The sequence below is a fragment of the Paenibacillus sp. WG02 genome, from assembly GCF_055396115.1.
Map to the genome: position 1 here is coordinate 8,404,280 of NZ_AP036016.1, position 24,670 is coordinate 8,428,949.

Consider the following 24,670-nt stretch of genomic DNA (forward strand, 5'->3'; position numbering starts at 1 on the left):
AGGATGCAGTTTCAATAATTGATATTATAGTTAAGACCTATGGAAACGGATGCGGGTATGGATTGAGATTCTCTAGCCGGAGCGGCTTCTTCGCATACCCGAGTTCCACCGGTACCCTCAATACCCGCTCCAACCCGGTCACGCGGGTAAAGTGATGCCCGAATGTCATCGGCAGCATTCCTGGGATCAGTACTTTCACGCAGTGCAGTCCATTTCGACTAATTTCCGGCGCTGTTAGATCTACTACGATCACATCGAGATTCAATCGGCGAAACGCCTTAAGAATGTCCTTCAGATCGTCCGTTAAATCAGCATGCCTTGCCTCCTGTTTGAATTCCTCTTCAAACTTTCGCAACGGGCGATTTTCATCCAGCAGAAATTGCAGGCGCTCCTGCGCTTGCGGCAAACCGTACAGCAATGAATGATCCTCCATCTGCTGCACCAGGGAGGAATCGTGAAACATCCGAACATACTCCTCCTGATTTGCCTCAAATTTCTTATCAAGATTCAGTACCATGCCGGCCAACTCGTGAACCGCGCCTTTCACCGCCCGTACAGGATCAGGATGAGCTCCTGCCGCACAGATGAGATTCACTCCTGTTTGCTTCCTGTTTTTCGCTATCCCCCATACGCTTGGAATCCCGTGCTCCATCGTTGAGTTAAAGAAATACACATCAAACCCCGCCACGGCTCGCAAACGATCGATCATCAAACGCAATTCTTGGTCGTTAATGGAATAAGGGTCAAGGCGCGGGAGAGACAGCTGTGCGTACCAAGCCATCAGAAACGAATCTCGCTCCACCACTTCCAATATGCCGTAAAAAATAGCCTCCTCCAAACTTCCTCCTAACGCGCAGCCGTTGGAAGACTCGGATACGAAACCATGCCCGCAGCCCATGCTGTAATAGGCGAGCTGTTCCGGAACCAGAATCGGACGCTCTTGTAAAAACGAATAGCCCCATACCCAATTGATTGGCTGGTCAGGATCGAACGGTGTGAACGGAAACCCCGACTGAGCATACTGTTCCTTCGTGTGCATCCCTACCTTGACGGGGTCGAGCGCTTGATCTTCCAGATTCCGGAAGCTGCCATGGACTACCGTCCGTTTGCCTCGGGGGGCCAGACCGCAGTACCGCTCCAATCCCTCCAAAATGGCGGTCAACTCGCTCACCGCATAGGAATTAGTCCGACCTGCCGTTCCCACGTCCTCTGTGAACAACGGCAGATTCACACTCACATCGGCAAATGGCGAATCAAGGTCAACCATTTTTCCATTCAAAAAGCCGGTCCGGTAATCCAGATAGTCTTTGGTCAGGACTTTATTTAGGTCATCCATCCTGCGGGAGCGATAACTGTCTGAGCTGATCTTCGGACTTGGTTGCAGTGAAATTTGGGCTGCTATCGATGAATCGTCAGGCAGTCGACTACAAACCGGACACAGCGGGTCAGGGAGAAAGAAGTGAAGTGTGCTCTCCAGCGATTTCAGGTTAATCAAAAACACATTCCCTTCCGAATGCACCCGTTTGCCTTTGAACATCCTCTGTGTCTCCGCCACCAGAAGGTGAGCTGCCTGTAAAAGTCCCGTACGCGACGCCCAAGCATCACTCGGCATTCTCTCGTGCGACACCAGCCTCATCTGCAGTTCCCTCATCTCCCTGCGCTCGCGTCCCGCCATAAGACGCCGGGTGTCTGCACACTGAGAGCACCCCCGTGTACCCGGACGAACCAGAGGCCCGATCACGCCCTCGCCGAATGAAACGAAGCCGCGCAGCCAAGGGATGCCAGCTGGCTGCAGCAGCTCTTCTGCCTGTCGATGAACGGCAGGATGCCAAGCATCGTGCAGCACCAGCGCTAAATTCACCATTTCCGGCACTCCTGCCCTGAAATCGATCTGACGTACGACCTCGAATTGGGCTGAAAGTTCTTCGTACACGCAGTCCGCCAACACCCCATCTCCCACAATCATAACGGTAGCGCTCACCGGGATCCCTCCTCTCGCAACAGCACGCCAAATACCCCTGCCATTTCTTCTTTCAAAAACGGTTCTACTGCCAAATCGAAAACCAAGAGACGCTTACGGTTCCGTTCCAAGACCTGCAAAGCGGACTGTAAAACCTCCGATTTTGCCGTCATTTCACATGAAGGGATCTTAAGACTTAGCGGCAATTGTTCTGCCAGACGTACGGACGAGACCTCCAACACTTGCGATGTGAGGTTAGCCGGTTGGTTTTGTACCTCCAACAGAGCCTGTTGCAGAGCATCCCGCAACGCCAGGGTCACATTCAAGCCTACACCGCCATACCAGCGATCACTCGTACCGACCCACATCACAGGGAAACCGGAAACTTCCTCTCCCAAGCCAATCATTGGTGCTCCCGCCATCGTCGTCAAAGCCTGTAAATAAAACTGGCAGTGTTTATCTTCTATCGCAGACAACTGCACTCGAATGACAGAGGGTAACTGATATGCCATTTGCTTACACAGTACCTCGGCCAAACACTTTTGCAACGCTCGGCCAACGCCTTCCGCAACCGTTTCTCCCGCTCCGACGCCGATAAATTCCTGCGGCTCTATCCTGCTGCCCTCTGATTCCTTATAGGATGGAAGCGTCGAAATGAGCAGTCCTGCCATTCGCGACAAATACGCTTCAATCCCTGCCAGCCCCGCTTCCCGCCTAGCTCCCTCATGCGTCAAATCGTTACAAACAATGTCAGGAAGCAGCCTAGCCGGCCCTTCAGATAGCAGATCGATTGCCTGAACGCGACACTGAGCGAGAGGTAGCTGCTTTAAGTCCCCTTCCTCCCAAATATGAAAAACCCCTGATTCTGCCGATGTCAACCGACTGAAATAAGGAAGCAATCCGTTCTCACTTTTGCTTGATCTTCGTTCGAGCTGCTGATCGAAATCGTGAATCCATTCCGCCCCGGTACGTCCGGTCACAAGCGGATGGGGCTTGAACCAATGCCATTTTCCTTCTAAAGTTTCCAGATTAAGCTGGAAGAATTGATTACCTTGCCCCGAATCGTTCGCTCCCGTAATCTTTTTAAATAATTCAAAGACAATCACATTCGCTAACATCGCTCCGGCTGTAGAAGAAAAGGTGTGAAGCTGAGGGTCCTTACAAATCGCGGATTCATGTATGCTGCGCCATGCTGACTCCCAGCATCCTTCAAAGTCCGGATGCACTAACGGACCCGCTAGACCTACCTGTTGCAGAATTACTGCGGGAAGAAACATCTTCTTCTCCTCCCTGCAAACCGCATGTAGAACCCGCAGTTCCTCGATATCACCCTCTCGTGACACAAACAAAATCGAATCGAACGGCCTCACAGCCTCCCGCCAACTACTAACTCCCTTCTTCTGCAGGGTAACCTCCTCTATTGCCACCTCGGGATCCGTTTTACGAGCATGTGCCGCCAGTTCATGCATCCGCCCCCGATCTGTTGGTTCTGAGCCCGAGACCAGCACATGAACCTTGGGCAATCCGGATGCAAGCAGCGCAGAAACTACCGATATCAATAATGGACCAGAGCCGACCGCTAATACTTTGGCCTGACGATAAGACTGAAACCGATACGCACCCGAATTACCGAAATTGTCCAGGAATTCAATTTGAGAAGCATACTTTTGGAGAACCTCTTCCGGCAATCGATGTGGAGTGTCTTGGCTCACATCCCTTACAAATCCATTTTTATACAACATTTCTGCAATCCTATTTACCTGGCTCCTATGTTGGTCCGGCAATCCGTCTGTCAAATCCTCCAACCTATGCTCCCCGTTGAATATTGGCATCAGTTTTTCAATCCACTGATCGATCAGTTCTCCTTCCATGCGGAACGAGCTTACATTGTTTCGAAAATATACACTACCGTTTGGATTAGGGAGAAAAAACGTATCCCTTTTCACCTTTAGTCGCATCGATGGGTTCAAATTTGTCATTCTATTCCTCCTCCCGATCTACCCCAACTCTTCACAAGTAATCTTATGTAAAGCTATTTGTCCCTCATGTCTTATTCTTAAGGAAAGTCCCTGCAGCTAATGTAGTGAAGCAGCCCTTAAAATAGGTATGAAAAAGCCCCTGGGCTACAGGGGCTTTCCTCTTCATTAAGTAGCCGCTATTTCCGTCTGGAAGCTAGAAACAACGGGCGTAGACGTTGGCTTATCAGCAAAAACCACCTCATTGTCCTCAACGGTGGCAGTTGTGACAATTGTGGCAGTTATGGCAGTTAAAACAGTTGTGGCATCGGTGGCAATTGAAACAATTGGTGCAATTGGAGCAATTGGAGCAATTGAAGCAATTGGAGCAATTGGAGCAATTGAAGCAATTCAAGTTGACGCAACTGAAGCAAACGAAGCATAAACGAGCATCTTGCTGGCTTTGAGCGTTCCAAGGTGTCGCCTCGCTCGCTTTGAACTCGGAAACATTTAACTTCTGTAGATCATTTTTGAAATCATTCATTTTACAAACCTCCGATTAAATAAATTGTTATGCTGGCAGCATACTCTGTCACTGGTAAGAAGAACAGAACCAAGATAATCAGGAAATTCCCCTGCGAAATCCGCCAATTTATTCGAGTACCCCATGACAACATATGAACCCAGTTCCGCTCTTGTTACTGCTCTAAATGCCTATATTTTATTGCTCTTCCTAAAACTTTATAAGGCGGCCTTTATCGGCAACCTGCTTCTCTTCGCCAGCTGAAACAGTTACTTACGGCACGGTTAATTGCATCTCCCTGAATAACAAAAAGGAGCCAGCCAGTTCACTGGCTTATCTCCTTTGAAAAAACTCTGCATCTTCATATTCAATTCCTCACTGTTAACTTGGTACTAGGATAACTTAGTACTATAAAATTGAACTGATATAGACGATGATAGATTATATTACAAAAATTTACCACAAAGGAGAGTTCCCATGAATTCCGTTTATATAACAAGTATCGGGAAGTTCTTGCCGGGTACGCCCATCGATAACGAGAAAATGGAGGAATACCTCGGAAGAATAGGCGGAAAAAGCTCAAAATCTATGCGGCGCATTCTTGATCAAAACAAAATTCGATATCGTCATTACGCCATAGATAAAGATCAAAAAAGCCTTTATTCTAATGCAGAAATGGCTACCAACGCGATTCGCGATGCGCTTGAGCGGAATCACGACGATTTATTTAACCAAGTAGACTTTCTAGCTGTTGGCACGACCCAGGGCGACTTGTTGGTTCCCGGTTTTGCCAGTATGGTTCATGCCGAAGCCGGCCTGCCCGTCATGGAAATTGCGACACATCATGGCGTCTGCGGCAGCGGTATGCAAGCGATCAAGAATGCTTTCCTGCAGGTACAATCTGGTGAGAAGAAAGCCGCCATCTCCTGTGCCAGCGAGTTTCCAAGCCGTGTATTCAAACATACTCGCTTTGAAGCCCAGGCCAAATTCATGGATCATCCGATTCCTTTTGATACTGATTTCCTTCGGTTCATGTTGTCTGATGGCGCGGGTGCCGCAGTGCTTCAGCATAAGCCAAGCGATCATGGTTTGTCCCTGAAAATTGAATGGATTGATAATAAATCTTATGCAAATCTATACGACACTTGTATGTATGCAGGCATTAATAAAGAGAGTTCTAAGGAAAATCAAACCAGTTGGCTTGACTATTCTTCCATCCATGAAGCGGCAGATGTTGGGGCAATCAATTTGAAACAGGACATTCGCCTTGTGGGCGAAATGCCGAAAGTCGGTGTGAAACGTTTTTTTGAACTCGTGGACGAAGGAAAAGTGAATCCTTCTGCTATCGATTGGATGGTGTGTCACTACTCCTCCCATTATTTTCGTGACGAAATTTTCCGTCTCATGCAGCTTGGCGGGATGACCATTCCTGCACAGAAATGGTTTACAAACCTATATACGAAAGGCAACACAGGAGCCGCCTCTATCTATATTATGCTGGAGGAACTGTTCAACGAAGGGCATCTGAAACCGGGCGAAAAAGTGCTTTGCATGGTTCCTGAGAGCGGAAGATTTCAGACCTCGTATATGTTATTAACTGTAGTTGGTACAGGTAACAGGGTGGTCACCGAATACATGGAGCGACAGCCAGTAGCGCCACATTTGGAATTTGACAATTCCAATTTGGTTCAGTCTCATTTAGTACGGCAGTTAGTCAATATATGGATTGATTTTGAACAAAAGCTTGCTAACGTTCCGATCATTCATAAACTATACAGGGGCAAATTTACGCTTGAAGATTACATGCTGCTCATGGAAAATATTCGGCAACAGGTGATTGACGGGTCGCAGTGGATTGCACGCGCAGCCTCTTACATTGCTATTGAGCATATCGAGCTGCGCTCCATGTTTATCGCCCATGCCCGCGACGAACACCGTGACTTTCAAATATTGGAACGCAATTACGTGGCTGTTGGAGGAAATCTTGCAGATATTCAATCCGGTGAGAAAAATATCGGCAGCGAAGCACTGTCCGCCTATCTGTTTCAGCGGGCAAGCCGAGAAAATCCTGTTGATCTGATGGGTGCGATGTGGATTATTGAAGGTCTTGGTTGTCGTATGGCGAGGTACTGGGGAGAGGCTATCCGTGATCAACTCAGCTTAAACGACGACCAAGTATCATTTTTACTATATCATAGCGACTCGGATGAAAAACATTTTGAGCGTCTAGAAGCTGGTATTCAACACCCAATGCTTACGATGGAAATTGCCGAGCGGATTGTGAAGACTGCAAAAACCACAGCACGATTGTATTTATTACAATTAGAGGAGTTGGGGAACATATGAGCCAGGCCGATTATTTTAAGAACATGCCGCATGATAAGCAAGACCCTAATCCGTTCCTTGCCATCTACCTTGATCAAAGCATTCCATTTAACGAAGAAGCGAAGGCCTCATATTTAAAGGACTGCTCGAGTAAATCCAGACAATTTCTGCTTCCGGTTTTGAGGCCGCTTTCTCGGTTGCTGATTATACTCTTCCAGCTATACAAAATCATTTTCCCGAAAGCATTTACTTCATCTAAAATGCTGCATCGTTTCTTGTATTGGGGTATGAAAACGTTTGTTAGTCCGGACGCCAATTATATGATTCTTCGGCATTTTTATCTTGGTTCTGAAGTACTGCAATTCATCCGCGATAACATTCCGGGTGTCCATGTAGAGATGAATCCTCTGAAACCGATGAATCTTGAACCGGTTAAAGACGATTTGTTTCTCATTCATGACCTCAATTTATACAATTTTGTAATAAATTTAAATAAACAAATTCGCGAGAAAAACATCGAAGTGACCAAGCAGGAGCGGCTTAATTTTGATGCCATTACTTCAAGCCCCCTCCCAATTGAACAGATGCCTAACCGATGGTCCAATTTTCTCGATCTCATGACAGCTATCGAGTGTTTTACCCCAGTCTACCAGTTTTTTCTGACAGATAACGATTTTTGGCGGGCTACGAATTCCTTGCAACTCGATGAAACGATTGGGATCCTAGCCTCCAAAGTGATCGGCAGCAATGACAGGCTGGCATTGATCAACAATAAGCACCCGATGGTCCCGCTCTCTACGCTTCGCGCCGGATTTCGACTAGTGCTTCATGGGCTAGCCACAGAACAGCTCCATGCATTAATAGTGGAGTTAAAACACAAACAGGCTGCTAGCAAACAAATAAAGCCTCTATTCCGCAACTCGGAATAGGGGCTTATATTTAATATTGTCAGCCTGAAGATTTCTCTGAGAGTCCACCATCATGTACCCGATTATCCTCGCATCCATATTGGCAGGATCCCAGCGTAGATGACACAGACCATAATGGCTGGATTCCTCCACCTGCGCTTTTCCTGACTTTAATATTGTCCTTTAATTACAAAAAACGAGCCCCGAATTGTTCCGGCTAGCTTAGACTTCTGCCTAGCAAACTTAAACTTCGCTTCTAACTCCTTTGGTACCTCCATCCCCTCAGAAAGCTTAAAACCAACGGCCCGCTTCTTAGGGTCATCCACCGTATACATGACATTGAGCGCAAGACCATCCTCATAAAAGACGTAGGTAAATAGGATATTTTCCACTTGAAAACGCGACGTTTCTAAAGGTTTTGCCGCAAACGCAATACCTCGTTCTTCTAAAATGCGGTTCACATAATCAAGACTCTCCTGACTTTCGCTAGCTGGTACAACCGTAAATTCATGCTTGTATTTGTTCATAAAGTAACGGGCTTCATTAGCACGTAACCCAGCAAGCGCTTCTGCTACAGGTGAAGACTCTAAACCTACCATAGACACATTTTTAAAATCAACGATATACGACATTTCCATCCCTCATTTTCTCTCATTATTTCTTATAAACAAAAATTTAATCTTCTTTATCTACCAAATATTATACCAAAAATGATTCAATATAAACGTTTACGTTTTGGATATGATAAACCACGTTGTTTCCCTCCAAAAAAATTTGCCTCATTTATGATAAGGTTCTCCGCACTATCTATAACGGCAAGTTTTCCACATAACCCTAACGATGTTGTTCAGGTTGATGAAACCTTCGAAGTGCTCTTGATTTTTTTGACCGACCGTACTAAAATTTACTCATTAGTACTAATATTAAATCGTGAGGATAAAAACCAAAATGAACAACCAAAAAAAGTTTTCATTCATCGAAGAAGCAAGGCGAAACCAAATCATGACATGCGCAATCGAGATTATTTCCTCGAGAGGTTATGCACAAGCCTCATTGGCACAAATCGCCAAAGAGGCTGGGATCAGCAAAGGGGTGATTTCCTACCATTTCTCCAGCAAGGACGATCTGATCGAACAGATTGTGTCCGACTTATACGAATCCGGCTCCACGTTCATGACACCTTATCTTGCGGCGCAGATGACAGCATTGGGTTGGATTAACACATATATCGAGAAGAATGTGTTGTTCATGAAATCGCATCGGAAGCATGTTATTGCCGTAACGGAGATTATATTTCATGCAAGGGACGAGGAGGGAAAGCCTCGCCATTTCAGGAACATCGATACTGATGCGACAATCAATGTGCTTGTGAAGATGTTGCACAGGGGCACTATGGAAGGGGATTTTCGGGAATTTACCGATTTCTCCGCTCGTGTCGTGGCGGCCACGATCCGATCGGCCATTGATGGACTCAGCTTTCAGTTAGCAGCGAGTCTTGATCTTGACCTGGACGCTTATGCTAAAGAGCTCGTTACTATATTTCAAATGGCTGCACGCAAGGTTTGAACCGCTTTATCCATTACCATTAAGCAAAGGAGTTGGTGAGGTTGAATAAAACATATGTGGTCGGTATCATCTTGATCCTGATTGGGATAGCGTGGGGTCTGCTATTGGACGGGATCGGAATGCGCGAATGGTTATTGTTGCTGTCAGGAATCGTCCTAGGGATTATTGCGGGTCTCGTTCAACGCTGGGCAGTCGCCAGACAAAGTCTCGGGCTCATCACACCGGGCAAGAAGAGACTATGGATTATCGGCGTCATTGTTGTGCTTGTCATTGTAAAAGTTGCCATAAACGTCTTCATCCCGTCTTATCTTGCGACGAGTAATAGCGGCATCTACCTGTCCATCGTCTACGCCATCGGGGGCCTCCTCCTCGGTCATGCATTGTATTTCAGATTCAACCCATGCCTCAGCCAGCAAAGCTAAGGGCTAATCGAACGTGATTCGCATTTCCTTAGCGCGTAGCCTACACACATTTCAACCCCATGCGCCGCAAGGAATTCCGCAAAAAAACTTACCTTTACTTGTGATAAGGTTCCCCCCGATTTATCCGCATCGCGCGATAAATCTGCTCCACCAGCACCAGCCGCATCAGCTGGTGCGGCAGCGTCATGCGGCCAAAAGACAGCCGCATATCCGCACGGCGCAGCACCTCGCTAGATAGCCCCAGCGAGCCGCCGATCACGAAGGCCACCTGGCTCCGCCCATAGGTGGCCAACTTATCGAGCGAGCCTGCCAACTGCTCGCTCGTCCACATTTCGCCGTCGATGGCCAGCGCCACGACGTACACGTCCGCAGCGAGCTTGGCCAACAGCCGCTCGCCTTCCTTCACACGCACCTGCTGCTCCTCAGCAGGGCTCATGTTCTCCGGTGCCTTCTCGTCAGGCACCTCTATCATCTGCACCTTGGCATACGGCCCAAGGCGCTTCACATACTCCGCGATCCCGTCCACGAGATAGCGCTCTTTCAATTTCCCTACGGTTAATATCTGTATATGCATAACCGACAATCTCCCCTCATTTGCTCCATTGGATAAAATACAATCAAATCGAGCTCGTACACCTTATTTGCCCGTTTTCATTGGAGTAAATCCAACAGAATGCTCTAAATTCAGCTCTTTTAAGCCATTTCGACATATTCCACTGCATAAATCCAATGGAACTAACCCCAACCGCCGATGTCATGAGATATCATTGGATGTCATCCAATCAAATTCATCCAGTTTAGGTTTTTCTACTTTCCTCCCAACCCAAACAAAAAAGGAAGGCCTCCGCCTCCCTCATACAACTAGAAATCGCGCTAACTCCTTGCAATGCTCGCAGTGCGTCGGTGGCTCCCAACTAGCGAAGTGGGTCTTCTGCAGATCCACAATGTCCGGAGCCTCCTCATACTCATCAACAAACTCATCAATCGCGATTTCCACATGATCTTTACAAACTACATGCATGCAAGTACCTCTCATCCGCCAATGTTTCTATCCACGCATATCTTGTGTCTCTTCAAAAATCTCTTATCATTCATCATTTATCACTATCATTCATCATTTATCACTATCATTCATCATTTATCACTATCATTCATCATTCATCAATCATTAATCATCTTTGATCACTTATCCATCGCCTCAACCAACGTAACCACCGCATTCAACTTCTTACCGCCGCGGTAGTACACCACGTTGACCTTATCGCCAATCTTCTTCTCGTTGTACAAATATTTCCGCAGCGAGATCGTACTGTCAATCTTGCGGTCATCCAATTGAACAATAACATCCTGCGCTTTGAGGCCCGCTTCTTTGGCAGGTCCGGACACATCGAAGACGATAACTCCAGTCTTAACATCTGCAGGGAGCTTTAATACATCCGTCCCTTTAAAAGCTTGCAGTTCCTGCGTCGAAACACCCATGAGCGGTCTCTTCACCTTATGATCCTTGATCAAACTATCCATAATCGGCTTCACACTATTAATCGGAATGGCAAAACCTAACCCTTCCACACCCGTATCCGATATCTTCATGGAATTGATTCCGACAACCTTGCCTTCGATATTCACCAGCGGTCCGCCGCTGTTCCCTTGGTTGATAGCCGCATCCGTTTGGATAACGTCCATCTCCCAGTCGTAATCCGTGCCTTCACGTGCCAGCGAAACAGGTATCGTTCGTTTTGGCGAAGATATAATGCCTTGGGTAACCGTTGGCGAAAATCCGAGTCCAAGCGGGTTGCCTACCGCAATCGCCATCTCCCCTGCTCGCAGCGATTCGGAGTCACCGAATTCAGCAAGCACTTTGATGTCTTTTCCATCTGCTTCCAGTAAGGCTAGATCCGTAATCCGATCACGTCCGATTAGGGTTGCTTTGCGATGCTCACCTTGGAAATTAACGATTTCGAACTGGTTCCCGCTCTCAACAACGTGACTATTCGTCACAATTCGAACCTTATCACCATTCCGTGCGAAAATAACACCCGAGCCAATCCCCAGTCCGGTCTCTTGGCCTTTGTCATCCTTCTTCGAGGAAATAACGCTGACCACAGCAGGTTTTATTTTTTCCGTTGCCGCCACGACGGAATCGTTGCTGTTCATCGGATGCGCCTCGGCTTTTGCCACAGAAGCTGGTATCGCTAGTGCAGCCCCAGAGGTATTACTTTTCCCGAAGCCGGCTACTAATCCGACTAGCAAAAGCATGGCTAACGCTCCGCCAACTCCAGCAATGAGGGCCACATTCCGTCTGCGACCCGCGAAGCTTATGAATGCCCCAGTCCCTTTGGGACGCCAAGTATCCTCGCGCTGTTTGGACCTTTTGGTGGAATAAAAATCATCATCAAACAAACTCATATCGGGTCCCTCCTCGCTGATGGGGGTTAAGCTGTGCCGCTCTCGCCTTGATCTTTTATTTATATCTTTGGTTTGCATTTCGATCTAATCTTGAATTGTTTATTTCATCTTGGTTTGCATTTCGATCTAATCTTGAATCGTCTTCGATCTAACCTCGGATTATTTTAACGTTTTCCTTAGTTTGTTTTTCGATCTCGCCATAAATGGTTATTTTCAAAAAATAGGAATGTTTCCTTCACTTCTTGCCTACAATAATAGTAAACCAAATCTCTTAACGAAATACTAGAGTTATCTGCAATTTTAAATCAGACAAATAAAGGAGAATGCTCAGAATGAACCGTATTCCTTCTCATTTTGATGAAATTAATATGATTGGTAAGCTCGCTGACCTCAAAGATAGCCACTACCACCAGTCTCTCGTCCTCTCATCTCTCATTCAAGTTCTGATCGATAAGGGTCTTATCACCGCGCAGGAGATCCAGCTCAAATCCAAAGAGCTCGACGCCGCGCTTACTCCGAATCCAATACATCCCATTTCGTAGAGCGGTCAAAATATGTATCCATCAGCCGCAGCTGTTTAGCTTCAGGGGCACGCTCTTGTACTATGTTATTCACCGTTAGCCTGGCCAAATCCATTAAATTATGGTCACGGCTTAAATGCGCCATATAGACCGACTTCGTCTTGTGCGTCAACACGTCACAGAGCGCTTCCCCTGCAGCTTCATTGGATAAATGACCCTTGTCCCCAAGGATACGGCGCTTAATACTCCATGGATAGTGCCCCACGCGCAGCATGTCCACGTCGTGATTCGTCTCGAGTACCAAGCTATCTGAATCGGTAATCTTTTCTTTGACCTTCTCACTCATGTAGCCCAAATCCGTTACAACGCTTAACTTCTGATCTCCTTCATAAAAGCAGTACCCCACCGGCTCCGCTGCATCATGTGATATTCCGAATGACTCCACGCGCAGCGTACCGAATTCCTCGATACCTCCGGTTTCCATGACCCTCTTGTTGCCTTCCGCGATCACACCGATTTGACGGTCGAGTTCTTCCCAAGTCTTCTCATTCGCATATATAGGCAAATCATATTTGCGAGCCAGCGCTCCCAGCCCTTTAATATGATCCGAATGCTCGTGTGTGACCAGAATGGCATCAATACTGCTCGCCTCGAGCTCACGTTCCTTCATTAACAGCTCCATCTTCTTGGCGCTAAAACCCACATCTATCAGCACCTTGATTTCACCATTGTCAACCACCGTCGCATTACCCGTCGAACCGCTCGACAGTACCGTAAACCTCATACCCATCTTCCCTACTCCTCTATGCTTACATGTCATCCATCTAGCCGTCCATTGTTGACTATCCCAATTGCCTACTTCTTATCCTTGCTCTTCTCTCCACTATTTGCAGGGTTCTCTGTTGATTTCGCACCATCTACTTGCGTACCAAATGGAGCCAATTCAGACTCTTTCTGCGGAGACTCAACCGCTCCATTGAAAGCTTGCACATAATAAATATCTCCGTTATCGATCCTAATTCGCCAATGCGGAAACATCGGTTGTGTTTCTGAATTATACGGCTGTCCGTGATACCCTAGTCTAACTTCCGTAATAATGGCACCATCACTCAAATAATTGTCCACTAAGCTGCGAACAGCTAACTGAGCCGGGATCAGCTTTTGCTCTATTTGCTCTACTCCTGATTCTACTTCAACATAAACTTGACGGTAACTGGTAATTTCTCCATTATTCTCACTCAGTTCCACTCTTACATCGAAGAGAGGAATCTTGCCATATAGCTGCGTGAACACATATACGCCTTTTCGACTAATCGCTGAATCCAATTGGTATAAGCCAAAATTCGGTATCTCCGACTGAGCTTGAATTTCTTTGCTAGCCCCTTTACCAAGCAGGTTGCCCATATTAATGGGCGTTTTCAGCGTCTTCAGTTCACTGGGCTTCATATTGTCGTCATACTTCACCGTTATGACTTTCATCTTCGGTTGATCCGTCGGTAACTCATCCATTAGCCGTATATTTTTGTTGCGGAGCGCGTTATTCAGCTCTTCCACGGTACCGGATGTGTCCAAAGCGATTTCCGTCTGATTGGAACGATTGGTGGACCAAAGTTGGAAACCAAGAATTAAATTCAACATCAAAAAGGAACAAATCAAAATCGTTTTAGCTCGACTCCAATTCATGATCCCACCAACCTTTCCTCAGAAATGAAACATGTCTACTCCATAAAATCATACGTGCCATCTCGCAGCTCAATAGCCCACGTTGCCGTCAATACAAGCGTCTTATCCGTTACTACCGGACGATACGCTGGGAAAATAGACAAAATACTAGAACGCTTCTGATAATACTGCAGCCTTTCTTCCAAAGCGTCGCCAGACATAATTTCGAAATCACGCCGCTGTACCGTCTTCAAATCAGGAATAATCATTGACCGCTCGAATCCAGAAATAATTCCCTTCTGAACCTGCATTTTCATGGAGCCAAAGCCTTCAGGCTGCGGTGTAATAATCGGCAAAGATTCATAGTACTGTCGGAACGTGAACGTGTGATTATCGATTAACTGCTTCTGCGGTGTTCGGGAAACCATATATTTCCCATCCCAGCCGATATGCTGATTAATAAATTTGATACCCGCCTGCAAGTCATCTAATACATCCGTTTTACTTTCTACAGGTGCAACTGGATCCGAATATGTGACCCACCGCAGATCTCGATTTAGCTGAAAACCGCGCTTGCTGTCCGTATATATTTCAGAACCGTCGCGCTCTTTGAGATAGCGTGTAATACCCGGATCAACGAACAGGCTTTGTTTCAATTGATCTGCCGTCAACAAGCTATAGCTAAATATATAGTTCGGCAGTCGCAGCGGCTTTATTGGGAGATAGTAATCCCCGCTGTTTGTCGTTTTGTATAGATTCGTCAGGTCACCAAATGCCGCGAAATTTTCCACATCTTTACTTGTAAAATCGGCCGAGATGACTTCGTACCCAACGCCAGGGGAATCCGTAAAGAAGAAAGCACGCACATCCTCGTTATTGCCCTTCGAATAAATCCAAATTCGCGTGATTTTATCATTATCAATCGGCATTTCGCCTTCAATCCGCAGCAGCTGCTGCAGAATCGTAAAAGGAATCCCGTCACGGAATCGAATCTCAACCCCTTGCTGTTTCGTACGAACTTCTTCCCAATTCACATTGACCAAATACATCGAAGTTTTGCGAAAGCCTTTAAAGCTTCGCTGCTTAATATTATCAAGCAATCGTGTGTAGTAGTAATTGTTAGGATATAGAACAGAGTGCTGTTGATTGCCTAAATGCACGATAATTTGATCAGGGAACAGCATGTCATGCAGCTCCGATTGCTTCCCTAATGTCTCAGTCTGAACATAATTACTTTGCTGAATAGGCTCGATCTTAGGCGGGGTGTACGAAGCTAAATAGAAGCTTTGGTACAAGCTTGTTCCAATCAGAACGACAAGTAGGATGGATTTCAGACTCTCGATCATAGCTCATCTTCCTCCTCTTGCTGAATCGGCAATGTAAATACAACACGAGTTCCTTGTCCCAATTCCGATTCCAAACTGATCGAGCCGCCATGTGCTTTTACTATTTCCCGGGCAATAGATAAACCCAGCCCAGTACCGCCCATATTGCGGGAACGCGCCTTGTCCACACGGTAGAATCGGTCAAAAATGCGGGACAGATCCTTCTTCGGGATGCCAATTCCGTTATCCTGCACCGAAATTTCCAGTACATCCTTCTCGATCTTTCTCGCTTCCAGCCGAATGGCTCCCTCATCGCCCGTATACTTAATCGCATTCGACACGAGATTGTCGAGTACTTGATCAATTTTATCCCGATCGAGCAGTAATCTGGTCACGCCGGGCTCTACTTGAATTAGAATTTGAATCTTCCGCTGCTGCAGCTGGAAAGAGAAGCGGTCCGCTACTTCCTCCAGCATTTCGCTCACAAGCGTCGAGGATTTGCTCATCATCGATTGCTTGGAATCAAGCCTAGATAAATGCAAGAGATCCGTCACTAAGCGGATCATCCGCTCCGTCTCGCTGCGCGTTACGCTAATGAAGCGTGAAGCAAGCTGCGGCTCCTCTATCGCGCCATCATCGAGCGCTTCCAGATAGCTCTTGATCGTCGTCAACGGTGTACGCAGCTCATGCGAAACGTTCGCTACGAACTCGCGCCTCGCCTGCTCCAGCTTCTCCTGGTCCGTTACGTCCTGCAGAACCGCAATAATCCCGTTCTGTCCTTCACCTCGACGGTGAATCGGCGTGAACGTGATACGTACGGACAGCTGCTCATCGTCATCGGGGATATGAATATCCAGCAGCGTTGTACTAACCTGCCCTTGAAGGAAACCGCGAATCGTATCCATCGGAATACCGAGCACCTCGGATATGTCCAGACCGAGCGTCGTTTCCTCTTCCGTTTGTAGAATTTGCTTCGCCCTGCGATTAAGCACAATGACATGCCCTCTATCGTCCGTAGCAATGATCCCGTCATTCATATTCGTTAAGATCGAAGCGAGCTTCTCCTTCTCTTCTTCATTCAGCGAGAGCGCTTCTTTGAGCCTATTCATCATAAAATTAAAGGTTTGACCGAGCTGCCCAATCTCATCGGTCCCCTGAATAATAACCTGTTGATCAAAGTTACCCTCTGCAACAGCCGTCGCCTGCTTCGTAATCTCTTTGATCGGATTTGTAATCGTACTGGTAAGCAGCACACCCAGAATCGCGGTTAGCCCTAGAGCGATCAAGGTTCCCGAGATGAGGATGCGGTTAATCGATCGGATCGTTTTATACACATCTTCCATGGAAGCAATAATGTATACCGCACCCAGGACACGGGCACCGCTGCCTACCGGCTTGGCGATAATCACCTTCCGATAACCATCCCCATCCGTGAAGATCCGTTGGTTATCCTTAATCCCCTGCAGTGCCCTGATGACCTCCGGCTGCGTGTTCTTCTGTTTTAAATGATTGGGAACCGATGTGCTAATCACATTCCCGTTCGCATCTATAATTTGAATTTCCGCATTATTAATCGAAAATAAGTTGCTGACGAACTCGTTCAAATCCGCATACGTCTTCTTGCCTTCGGCAGCGTTCTTGCTGTCCTGATCCCCTGTGAGGTACGACCCCACAAAGCCGGCCAGCAGCGTCACCTGACTGTTGCGTGAAGCCAAAAAGTCATTCTTGAAATACGTCTCCACCGTCTTATAGAAATACACGCCAATCAGCTGCATCGCAATCAGAATGAGTAAGACATAAATAATAATCAGCTTCGCTTGAATCGATTGAAAGAAGCGGATGCCCTTCATGCTCAGAAGCCTCCGGCCTTAGGACTGCGCATTAAGTAGCCTAGGCCCCTGCGCGTCATAATATACTCCGGACGGCTCGGGTCCGTCTCCAGCTTCTCGCGTAAGCGCCGAATCGTTACATCGACTGTTCGTACGTCGCCGAAATATTCAAAGCCCCACACAGCCTGCAGCAGGTGCTCGCGTGTCATCACTTTGCCTGAATTTTTGGCCAAATACTGAATAAGCTCGAACTCCCGATGCGTCAAATCGAGTGGTGTGCCATCTTTATACACCATGTACATGTCGTTATCGATAAACAGAGCATGAATACGCATCCCATTCCGCTGCGTGTCAGACTCGCTTGGAGCTGACTGCGCTTTCGTCTGTCTGCGCAGGTGCGCCTTCACCCTTGCAAGCAGCTCCCTTGTACCGAAAGGCTTGGTCACATAGTCGTCTGCGCCCATTTCTAGGCCAAGCACTTTATCCAGTTCTGTATCTTTCGCTGTGAGCATAATGATAGGAGTATTCAGCTTCGAGCGAACCTCTCGGCATACATCCATTCCATCCTTCACAGGCAGCATGAGATCCAGCAATATCAGATCCGGCTGCTCAGAGAAAGCAAACTCTACAGCGCTTCCGCCGTCATACGCACAGATGACCTGGTAGCCCTCTTTTTCCAAATTAAATTTCAAAATATCTGCAATCGGTTGTTCGTCATCCACCACGAGAATTTTACCAAACAAACCTACCACCGCCTACTCAAGGATAAATGACTTCGTCCTACAGGGACGAGCATGTAAAGTCAGTCTATTTTCTGCATACTACCCTCTATTTTATCATACATTCAAGTGAGAAACCCTCTACCCGATGCAAATCGAAACTTATTCTTTCTATTGTGGAAAAAAGAGACAAGGCCCCCCCGATTTGTCCGGTTCGACCTTGCCTCTATCTATTTTCTAAAATTAGCGATTTAAATACTTTAATGGGTTTTCTAAACTACCACTTTTGTGAATCTCAAAATGCAAGTGAACACCCGTGGAGTCGCCTGTACTTCCCATAATCCCGATTTTATCGCCCTTTTCGACGATTGTACCTTGGGTGGTGGTGATTTGGCTCAAATGGCCATATAACGTCTCGTAACCGTTCAAATGATTAATAATGATATAATTGCCGTAATCAGATTTATAACCGGTTTCCGTGACTTTGCCGTTATCGGCCGTCATGATATTCTTGTTGCCTGTGATATCAATACCTTTGTGGAGCTTGCCCCAACGCATGCCGAACGTACTTGAAATACTTGGGGAAACGACAGGCCACGCGAACTTCCCTGAGCCTTCGCCTTGAATCACTTTCGTTCCTTTTTTCACCTTAGCCATAACAGGGTTATCAATGATTTCTTCATTCACAAGCTTCTCTTCGGTCATTAGACCGTCGACCTTCGTCACTTGAATCGTAACCTTCTTCAGCCCATTCTTACCAGCTGATATCGGTTGAACAACACCTACACGAAGGGAATCATCTTTCACATACTCGGTGTCGTATTGAATCTCCTGATTCTGTACAACCCGTTCTGTTGTCTTAACTGAGAGCGTTGGTTTGAGCACCGTCACATCAAGTTGGTTGCCGATTTTCAGCTTATCATCTTGAAGTCCGGGGTTCTTATCATAAATGAATTGCTTCGTAATCCCTAGTTTCTTCGCGATACAGGAGACGCAATCTCCTTCGACAACCGTATACTTAGCAGGCTGTACATCGCCGGTCTTAAGCTTTTTAACGACATCTTCCGGCTTAGCCAAGTCATTTGGTTGGATAGGAACCTCATTGGTATCTACCTTCTGAACAAACTCTACTTTCTCGAGTTCGGATGGTGCTGTTGTGATATCCTCACCCATCCCTGTTGATAGGGCAGCTACCTTAGCTGTTTCCTTGGCTTTAGGCGCGAAGGGCGCACTTACCTGTTCAAGAATCCGATCAGCCGTCTGTTGATCCTTCACAATTGCGATGGTTTTCCCATCTACCTTCAATTCAATGCCGACCGGTTGCGGCACAAGCAGCTCATCAAGTGTTGTTAAAACAGTTGAATCATCTGATTTTAAATTGTAAGCCCTTTCAGGCTCGTAGGTAACTCCGTTTGTTTTCAGAACGACATGTACATCTGGGAATTTTTGTTGCACTTCTTGCGGTTTTCTTTGCTTATATTCATCGATAATCTTATTGTCGCTTACGATACCTATTTCTTGGCCATCCAGCTTCACATGATACACATTCACCATGCCTGCCTCTACATATTGATGACCGGTAAACGTAATTACCCCAGTTAGAGCAATCGCACTAACTCCCAGAGCAAGAGACCATTTATGTCGTTTCATAACCGTTAGTGTCGTAGTTGTCGTTGATTCTTCCAGCTGCTTGTCTGATATTGATTCATTTCCGGTCAAGCTTTCTCGCTTAGGCGTGAATCTCTTGATGAGATCCATGACAAAGCGCATACCCCTGAAACCTGTCATGATCTTCTCCCTTTGAACGGTTTTGCATCCATAGATACATAAATAAACCTTGATTAGACATAATATCCATAAGGATGTCTTCCTTTTGTTAAATTTAACACACTTTCTCTGCCTATTTCAACAAAATACTCGATATCCATGTGATAGATTCGTGTCCATTACCAAAAGAAGACGATAAAGATCCATTTTTTTGTATGAAAATCCAAGAGATTTTGCGCTCTGCTACAAGGATTGACGAATTTGATGAAAAATTGAAAGGGGAAATCCTCAATGGAAATTAATTTGGCGGCCACATTCCAAAATAGGGATAATTTAGAGCAAGCGGCTGAAGTACTTAAACTGCAAGGTGTGCTAGATATCAAATTCGATAATGGCTTTGTGCCTAATTCCGATCACCAGGCAGATACCTTCATTCAATCCGTAGGCAGCCTTGCTGCTGAGCCCTCCTTTGCACTCAAAGTAAGTGTTGAGAAGTCACGTTATCGCCAAGCTGAGGACACGATTATCAAATACGGCGGACAACTCCACTAATCCATCCAAGTAAGGAAAAGATTAATATTTGCTTAGGATATCTGTAAGCTGCTTCAATTCCTTCTCGCTTAAGTACTTTTTAAGTGTGTCATTGACTTGCTTTAACTCCTCTGTAGTAATCCCATCTTCGAGCATTCCGGATAGATTCTGCACCTCAGCTTGCGGCAGCTTAGCAACAACTAGAGAAAATATTTTCATCTTATCGTCGCTGGACAGTGCTTCTTTCTTTTTGGCAAAATCCTCCGTCGACATGACGAGTTCCTTTTTCTGATCATTCGCTTCACTTCGCGCTCTTCCCATAACGGCTATAGCATCATCCTTGGCTCCTTGGGAAGCATCTCCACCGTCAATTGAACTAACTCCACTCGAGGGAAGTTGATTGTTTGAACTCGGGTTAGATATGCTTCCAGACGGGTTGAGACTAGGAACAGGCTTCGTAGGTGCAGGGCTTTCGGATGGGGCAGCTTGCTTCCCCCCGTCTCTACGCATAACTATATTCAGCTCCCCCGCCAATCTTGCAGCAAATTCGTTAAATTGAACCTTTTTACCCAAAGCTGGGATCTGATATTGTCGAAATATATCCTCCACGTATATATTTACGACATACCATGTCGTAAACATCGTTATCGATGTAATCAAGACTGTTCCAATGACGATCTTACCTAACCATGCTATTAATTTCATACTCGCTATCACTCCTGGCGCATAATCATGTTCCTCCCTCCCAGTATTGACGAAATCATCTCCATTAAATCCCTTTTTGATAAAAAAGAAATCCTCTAAGCTGCAAACAGCCCAGAGGATTTCTTAAGTTATTCAGGAAAATGCGAACATTTTGCCTTATTTCGTTATGATTATGCGTAGATTGGACGAACCAGGTTTGTTTGTTCACGGTTACGACCTACGGAGAAGATTGCGATTGGAATACCTGTCAGCTGGGAAACACGCTCCACATAATGTCTGGCATTCTCAGGCAGATCGCTCAGCGTACGTGCGCCGGATACGTCTTCTGTCCAACCTGGAAGCTCTTCATATACAGCTTCGCACTCAGAGATAGCTTTCAGGCTAGCTGGGTAGTGCTCAATTAACTCGCCGCGGTACATGTAGCCTGTGCAAATTTTTACCGTTTCAAGCCCTGTCAGAACATCAATGGAGTTAAGGGACAAGCCCGTGATTCCGCTAACGCGTCTTGCGTGACGAACAACAACGCTGTCGAACCAACCAACACGACGCGGACGACCCGTTACTGTACCGTATTCAAAGCCTTTTTCACGAATCCATGCACCAATTTCATTGTCCAGTTCCGTTGGGAACGGGCCATCACCGACACGCGTCGTATATGCTTTGGCCACACCAATGATATTGTGGATCTTCGTTGGTCCTACACCGGAACCAATACATACACCGCCAGCTGTTGGGTTCGAAGAAGTAACATACGGGTATGTACCTTGGTCGATATCCAGCATAACACCTTGTGCGCCTTCGAACAGCACTCTGCGGCCTTGATCAATATATTGATTTAAGACAACAGATGTATCCGTAACATAAGGACGAATTACTTCTGCGTACGCGAGGTACTCTTTAAGAATCGGCTCTACATCAAGCCCTTGAGAACCGTATACTTGCTCAATCACAACGTTTTTCTCAGCAACGATGCGTCTAAGCTTCAATTCGAACTCTTCCGCATCCATCAAATCAGCGATACGAATGCCGTTACGAGCTGCTTTATCCATATAACAAGGACCGATCCCTTTGCGGGTCGTGCCAATTTTACTATCACCTTTGCGATCTTCTTCCAGACCATCCATCAGCAAATGATACGGCATAATAACATGCGCGCGGTCACTGATGTTCAGGTTCGTCGTCGTAAAACCATTATCATGAATGTAGTTAATTTCTTCAATGAGCGCAGCCGGGTTAATCACCATGCCATTCCCGATTACACAAGCTTTATCTTTGTAAAAAATACCAGAAGGTATCATCGTTAGCTTATATTTCTTCCCGCTAATAATGATTGTATGGCCTGCATTGTTACCACCTTGATAACGAGCAACAACCTCAGCAGATTCCGCTAAGAAATCCGTGATTTTCCCTTTCCCTTCATCTCCCCATTGCGTACCGACAACAACAACCGTTGACATATGCACTTACCTCCGTACGGTGACGAATCACCCATAATGAGCCGTTATGGCTTTAGTACCACAGAGCGAAGTTGGACTTCATTAAAGCGCTAAAGCGTCTAGCGTCCATCATACTTTCCCTCTGGCGATGCAAATACCTCTATACACCGTTACACAAATAGTGAACCAGGTCAGAGGGCTTACTCACCGCAAAGGAACATCTAGGTTTCTTCGGCAGACTTCTGCAGGAAGGGAACCTACCTTACGGCATGAAAAACGACCTTATTTCGAACTTGCCTTGCGATAAGCAGGCATTCGACCAAGGTTTTTTCACCGTCTCTAGTGTAGCAGTCCCCCTGAGCAAAGTCAATTAAAAACGAACAATTACACAGGTGCCCGTATAATCGTTCGGATATTGTGCAAACTAATAGGTTAAATAAAAAAAACAGCCGTCAATACTGCGCGGCTGCTGCTTCCTGATGACTTCGATCCATATTCACGAACTTATTAAATTGCTTCAAAAAGGCAAGCTCTACGGTTCCAACTGGACCGTTCCGCTGCTTAGCAATAATAATCTCGATAATGTTCTTCTTCTCAGATTCCTTATCGTAGTAATCGTCCCGGTAGAGGAACGCTACGATGTCGGCATCTTGCTCGATCGATCCCGATTCCCTAAGGTCAGACATCATCGGGCGCTTGTCTTGCCGCTGCTCAACACCCCGGCTGAGCTGCGAGAGCGCGATGACCGGAACGTTGAGCTCACGCGCAATTTGCTTGAGCGTACGGGAGATCTCAGAGACCTCCTGCTGACGGTTATCGCCTTTGCCGCGGCCGGCAATCAGCTGCAGGTAGTCGATGAGGATCATGCCGAGCCCCTTCTCCTGCTGCAGACGACGGCACTTCGCGCGGATGTCCGCAACCGTGATCGATGGTGAATCATCGATGTAGATGTTCGCTTCGGACAAGGCGCCAATCGCCATCGTCAGCTTCTCCCAGTCGTCGCCCTCGAGATAACCCGTCCGCATGCGGTTCGCGTCGACGTTCGCTTCCGCGCAAATCATACGCTGTACGAGCTGCGCGGCGCCCATCTCCAGAGAGAAGATGGCGACGGTTTCTTTGGCCCGAACGCCCACGTTCTGCGCAACGTTCAGCGCGAACGCGGTCTTACCGACTGAAGGACGGGCGGCCAAGATAACAAGGTCTGAGCGCTGGAAGCCGGACGTCATCTTGTCGAGGTCAATGAAGCCCGAAGGGATCCCCGTTGACCCTCCCTTATTCGAGTAAAGCTGCTCAACTTTCTCGAATACTTCCATGAGCACGTCGCGAATTACCACGAAGCCGCTTGAGCTGCGGCGCTGCGAGATCTCAAGGATCTTCGCCTCCGCTTCGCTGAGCATCGACCCTACGTCGTCCTCATTGGCATAGCCATTGGAGACGATTTGGGTCGCTGTGCGGATAAGGCGGCGCAACATCGACTTCTCCTCGACGATAGCCGCGTAGTAGTCAATGTTTGCGGCTGTTGGCACTGCGTTAGCCAACTCAGAAAGATACGTCACGCCGCCGATCTCTTCAAGCTGCTGCTTGTTCTGCAGCCGCGACGTTAGCGTGATCAGGTCGACAGGCTCCTGCTCTTCTGCGAGTTCTACGATCGCCTCGAAGATGCGTTGATGTGTACCACGATAGAAGTCGTCGCTTGATATCCGCTCCATGGCGGTAATCAAGGCTTCGCCGTGAATCAAAATAGCACCGAGTACGGCTTGCTCGGCTTCTATATTTTGTGGGGGTACACGATCCATAAACATATTATCTCCGCTCATGCTGCTGTACCCGCCTTTCTTTTCGATAGTTAGTTTATTAGCCTTGCATACAAATGGATGAGAAACTCTTCAATCGCTTTATTCTATCATCCATGGTTTTTCTTTACTCTCCAACTTAAACTTGGCTAATCTTTCATTCTAGAACTCTTACCCCTCGCCCAGTTTCCTGAACAAGGAACATATAGTTAGCTACTCCAAGTACTCTATCATTCTGCTAACATTCATCCATGCTGCAACTCTATGAGCTAAAAGTAACTACATGCAAAAAGTGCAGTAAATCACCGTATATTTCA

The 24,670-nt window shown here is 46.7% G+C and carries 22 protein-coding genes; 7 read left to right on the forward strand and 15 right to left on the reverse strand.

Annotated elements, in window-relative coordinates; translation table 11 throughout:
* Positions 1-37 precede the first annotated feature (37 nt).
* Together ACBP55_RS38035 and ACBP55_RS38040 are read right to left on the reverse strand one after the other, a co-directional pair.
* On the reverse strand, positions 38-1,966 hold the full coding sequence (locus ACBP55_RS38035) for a TOMM precursor leader peptide-binding protein (RefSeq protein WP_464653572.1): 1,929 nt from the start codon (positions 1,964-1,966) through the stop codon (positions 38-40).
* 11 nt (positions 1,967-1,977) lie between these two features.
* Complete coding sequence (locus tag ACBP55_RS38040; RefSeq protein ID WP_464648811.1) at positions 1,978-3,939, reverse strand: putative thiazole-containing bacteriocin maturation protein; 1,962 nt, start codon at positions 3,937-3,939, stop codon at positions 1,978-1,980.
* 262 nt (positions 3,940-4,201) lie between these two features.
* Here ACBP55_RS38040 and ACBP55_RS38045 point away from each other — a divergent pair, with 262 nt between their 5' ends.
* From ACBP55_RS38045 to ACBP55_RS38055, 3 genes are all read left to right on the forward strand, one after another.
* Positions 4,202-4,360 carry a hypothetical protein gene (locus ACBP55_RS38045; protein WP_464648812.1) on the forward strand — a complete coding sequence of 53 codons (159 nt, stop codon included), beginning with the start codon at positions 4,202-4,204 and terminating at the stop codon, positions 4,358-4,360.
* 555 nt (positions 4,361-4,915) lie between these two features.
* Positions 4,916-6,784 (forward strand): 3-oxoacyl-[acyl-carrier-protein] synthase III C-terminal domain-containing protein, encoded by a 1,869-nt coding sequence (locus tag ACBP55_RS38050; protein WP_464648814.1) that lies wholly within the window; start codon positions 4,916-4,918, stop codon positions 6,782-6,784.
* A complete protein-coding gene (locus ACBP55_RS38055; RefSeq protein WP_464648816.1) occupies positions 6,781-7,692 on the forward strand; it encodes a DUF6999 family protein in 912 nt (303 codons plus the stop codon). Before ACBP55_RS38050 ends, ACBP55_RS38055 begins: the two co-directional genes overlap by 4 nt.
* A gap of 149 nt (positions 7,693-7,841) precedes the next feature.
* Here ACBP55_RS38055 and ACBP55_RS38060 read toward each other — a convergent pair whose 3' ends face one another.
* Entirely contained in the window at positions 7,842-8,303 is a 462-nt protein-coding gene (locus ACBP55_RS38060) for a phage tail protein (RefSeq protein WP_464648818.1), read from the reverse strand.
* A 316-nt stretch (positions 8,304-8,619) separates the two neighbouring features.
* On the opposite strand from ACBP55_RS38060, the gene ACBP55_RS38065 reads away from it, so the two are divergent.
* Both ACBP55_RS38065 and ACBP55_RS38070 read left to right on the forward strand, forming a co-directional pair.
* On the forward strand, positions 8,620-9,237 hold the full coding sequence (locus ACBP55_RS38065; RefSeq protein ID WP_464648820.1) for a TetR/AcrR family transcriptional regulator: 618 nt from the start codon (positions 8,620-8,622) through the stop codon (positions 9,235-9,237).
* 35 nt (positions 9,238-9,272) lie between these two features.
* Positions 9,273-9,659, forward strand: a complete 387-nt coding sequence (locus tag ACBP55_RS38070) for a hypothetical protein (protein WP_464648821.1) — start codon at positions 9,273-9,275, stop codon at positions 9,657-9,659.
* Between the two features lie 94 nt (positions 9,660-9,753).
* Here the strand turns inward: ACBP55_RS38070 and rlmH are convergent, their stop codons facing one another.
* From rlmH to ACBP55_RS38085, 3 genes are all read right to left on the reverse strand, one after another.
* Positions 9,754-10,233 carry a 23S rRNA (pseudouridine(1915)-N(3))-methyltransferase RlmH gene (gene rlmH / locus ACBP55_RS38075; RefSeq protein ID WP_029196122.1) on the reverse strand — a complete coding sequence of 160 codons (480 nt, stop codon included), beginning with the start codon at positions 10,231-10,233 and terminating at the stop codon, positions 9,754-9,756.
* A gap of 279 nt (positions 10,234-10,512) precedes the next feature.
* Positions 10,513-10,680: a CxxH/CxxC protein gene (locus ACBP55_RS38080; RefSeq protein ID WP_063860151.1), complete on the reverse strand. Its 168-nt coding sequence runs from the start codon at positions 10,678-10,680 to the stop codon at positions 10,513-10,515.
* Positions 10,681-10,841: 161 nt separating this feature from the next.
* On the reverse strand, positions 10,842-12,065 hold the full coding sequence (locus ACBP55_RS38085) for a S1C family serine protease (RefSeq protein ID WP_464648823.1): 1,224 nt from the start codon (positions 12,063-12,065) through the stop codon (positions 10,842-10,844).
* Between the two features lie 332 nt (positions 12,066-12,397).
* On the opposite strand from ACBP55_RS38085, the gene ACBP55_RS38090 reads away from it, so the two are divergent.
* Positions 12,398-12,607, forward strand: a complete 210-nt coding sequence (locus tag ACBP55_RS38090; protein ID WP_029196124.1) for a hypothetical protein — start codon at positions 12,398-12,400, stop codon at positions 12,605-12,607.
* On the opposite strand, the gene ACBP55_RS38095 is transcribed toward ACBP55_RS38090, so the two are convergent.
* The 6 genes from ACBP55_RS38095 to ACBP55_RS38120 form a co-directional block, all read right to left on the reverse strand.
* Positions 12,576-13,376, reverse strand: coding sequence for an MBL fold metallo-hydrolase (locus ACBP55_RS38095; RefSeq protein ID WP_464648825.1), 801 nt, complete (start codon positions 13,374-13,376; stop codon positions 12,576-12,578). The two genes, ACBP55_RS38090 and ACBP55_RS38095, sit on opposite strands and share 32 nt — an antisense overlap.
* Before the next feature lie 65 nt (positions 13,377-13,441).
* Positions 13,442-14,269 (reverse strand): two-component system regulatory protein YycI, encoded by an 828-nt coding sequence (yycI, locus tag ACBP55_RS38100; protein WP_464648827.1) that lies wholly within the window; start codon positions 14,267-14,269, stop codon positions 13,442-13,444.
* Between the two features lie 35 nt (positions 14,270-14,304).
* Positions 14,305-15,594 (reverse strand): YycH family regulatory protein, encoded by a 1,290-nt coding sequence (locus tag ACBP55_RS38105; RefSeq protein WP_464648829.1) that lies wholly within the window; start codon positions 15,592-15,594, stop codon positions 14,305-14,307.
* Positions 15,591-17,423, reverse strand: coding sequence for a cell wall metabolism sensor histidine kinase WalK (gene walK, locus ACBP55_RS38110; RefSeq protein WP_173185078.1), 1,833 nt, complete (start codon positions 17,421-17,423; stop codon positions 15,591-15,593). The genes ACBP55_RS38105 and walK overlap by 4 nt, the downstream gene beginning before the upstream one ends.
* Positions 17,424-17,425: 2 nt before the next feature.
* A complete protein-coding gene (gene yycF, locus ACBP55_RS38115; protein ID WP_464648831.1) occupies positions 17,426-18,145 on the reverse strand; it encodes a response regulator YycF in 720 nt (239 codons plus the stop codon).
* Between the two features lie 219 nt (positions 18,146-18,364).
* Positions 18,365-19,909 carry a peptidoglycan DD-metalloendopeptidase family protein gene (locus ACBP55_RS38120; protein WP_464648833.1) on the reverse strand — a complete coding sequence of 515 codons (1,545 nt, stop codon included), beginning with the start codon at positions 19,907-19,909 and terminating at the stop codon, positions 18,365-18,367.
* A 270-nt stretch (positions 19,910-20,179) separates the two neighbouring features.
* Between ACBP55_RS38120 and ACBP55_RS38125 the strand changes: the two genes are divergently transcribed.
* The gene (locus ACBP55_RS38125; protein WP_029196130.1) at positions 20,180-20,440 is read left to right on the forward strand and encodes a hypothetical protein; all 261 of its coding nucleotides are present in this window, start codon (positions 20,180-20,182) and stop codon (positions 20,438-20,440) included.
* Positions 20,441-20,461: 21 nt separating this feature from the next.
* On the opposite strand, the gene ACBP55_RS38130 is transcribed toward ACBP55_RS38125, so the two are convergent.
* From ACBP55_RS38130 to dnaB, 3 genes are all read right to left on the reverse strand, one after another.
* Entirely contained in the window at positions 20,462-21,124 is a 663-nt protein-coding gene (locus tag ACBP55_RS38130; RefSeq protein WP_464648835.1) for a hypothetical protein, read from the reverse strand.
* A 170-nt stretch (positions 21,125-21,294) separates the two neighbouring features.
* Complete coding sequence (locus ACBP55_RS38135) at positions 21,295-22,581, reverse strand: adenylosuccinate synthase (RefSeq protein WP_029196132.1); 1,287 nt, start codon at positions 22,579-22,581, stop codon at positions 21,295-21,297.
* Between the two features lie 431 nt (positions 22,582-23,012).
* Entirely contained in the window at positions 23,013-24,377 is a 1,365-nt protein-coding gene (gene dnaB / locus ACBP55_RS38140) for a replicative DNA helicase (protein ID WP_029196133.1), read from the reverse strand.
* Positions 24,378-24,670 lie beyond the last annotated feature (293 nt).

Coding starts and splice junctions, on each gene's coding strand:
- ACBP55_RS38035 (WP_464653572.1), bottom strand. CDS start 1,966: ATGATTGTGGGAGATGGGGTGTTGGCGGACTGCGTGTACGAAGAACTT.
- ACBP55_RS38040 (WP_464648811.1), bottom strand. CDS start 3,939: ATGACAAATTTGAACCCATCGATGCGACTAAAGGTGAAAAGGGATACG.
- ACBP55_RS38050 (WP_464648814.1), top strand. CDS start 4,916: ATGAATTCCGTTTATATAACAAGTATCGGGAAGTTCTTGCCGGGTACG.
- ACBP55_RS38055 (WP_464648816.1), top strand. CDS start 6,781: ATGAGCCAGGCCGATTATTTTAAGAACATGCCGCATGATAAGCAAGAC.
- ACBP55_RS38060 (WP_464648818.1), bottom strand. CDS start 8,303: ATGTCGTATATCGTTGATTTTAAAAATGTGTCTATGGTAGGTTTAGAG.
- ACBP55_RS38065 (WP_464648820.1), top strand. CDS start 8,620: ATGAACAACCAAAAAAAGTTTTCATTCATCGAAGAAGCAAGGCGAAAC.
- rlmH (WP_029196122.1), bottom strand. CDS start 10,233: ATGCATATACAGATATTAACCGTAGGGAAATTGAAAGAGCGCTATCTC.
- ACBP55_RS38080 (WP_063860151.1), bottom strand. CDS start 10,680: ATGCATGTAGTTTGTAAAGATCATGTGGAAATCGCGATTGATGAGTTT.
- ACBP55_RS38085 (WP_464648823.1), bottom strand. CDS start 12,065: ATGAGTTTGTTTGATGATGATTTTTATTCCACCAAAAGGTCCAAACAG.
- ACBP55_RS38090 (WP_029196124.1), top strand. CDS start 12,398: ATGAACCGTATTCCTTCTCATTTTGATGAAATTAATATGATTGGTAAG.
- ACBP55_RS38095 (WP_464648825.1), bottom strand. CDS start 13,376: ATGGGTATGAGGTTTACGGTACTGTCGAGCGGTTCGACGGGTAATGCG.
- yycI (WP_464648827.1), bottom strand. CDS start 14,269: ATGAATTGGAGTCGAGCTAAAACGATTTTGATTTGTTCCTTTTTGATG.
- ACBP55_RS38105 (WP_464648829.1), bottom strand. CDS start 15,594: ATGATCGAGAGTCTGAAATCCATCCTACTTGTCGTTCTGATTGGAACA.
- walK (WP_173185078.1), bottom strand. CDS start 17,423: ATGAAGGGCATCCGCTTCTTTCAATCGATTCAAGCGAAGCTGATTATT.
- ACBP55_RS38120 (WP_464648833.1), bottom strand. CDS start 19,909: ATGACAGGTTTCAGGGGTATGCGCTTTGTCATGGATCTCATCAAGAGA.
- ACBP55_RS38125 (WP_029196130.1), top strand. CDS start 20,180: ATGGAAATTAATTTGGCGGCCACATTCCAAAATAGGGATAATTTAGAG.
- ACBP55_RS38130 (WP_464648835.1), bottom strand. CDS start 21,124: ATGAAATTAATAGCATGGTTAGGTAAGATCGTCATTGGAACAGTCTTG.
- ACBP55_RS38135 (WP_029196132.1), bottom strand. CDS start 22,581: ATGTCAACGGTTGTTGTTGTCGGTACGCAATGGGGAGATGAAGGGAAA.
- dnaB (WP_029196133.1), bottom strand. CDS start 24,377: ATGAGCGGAGATAATATGTTTATGGATCGTGTACCCCCACAAAATATA.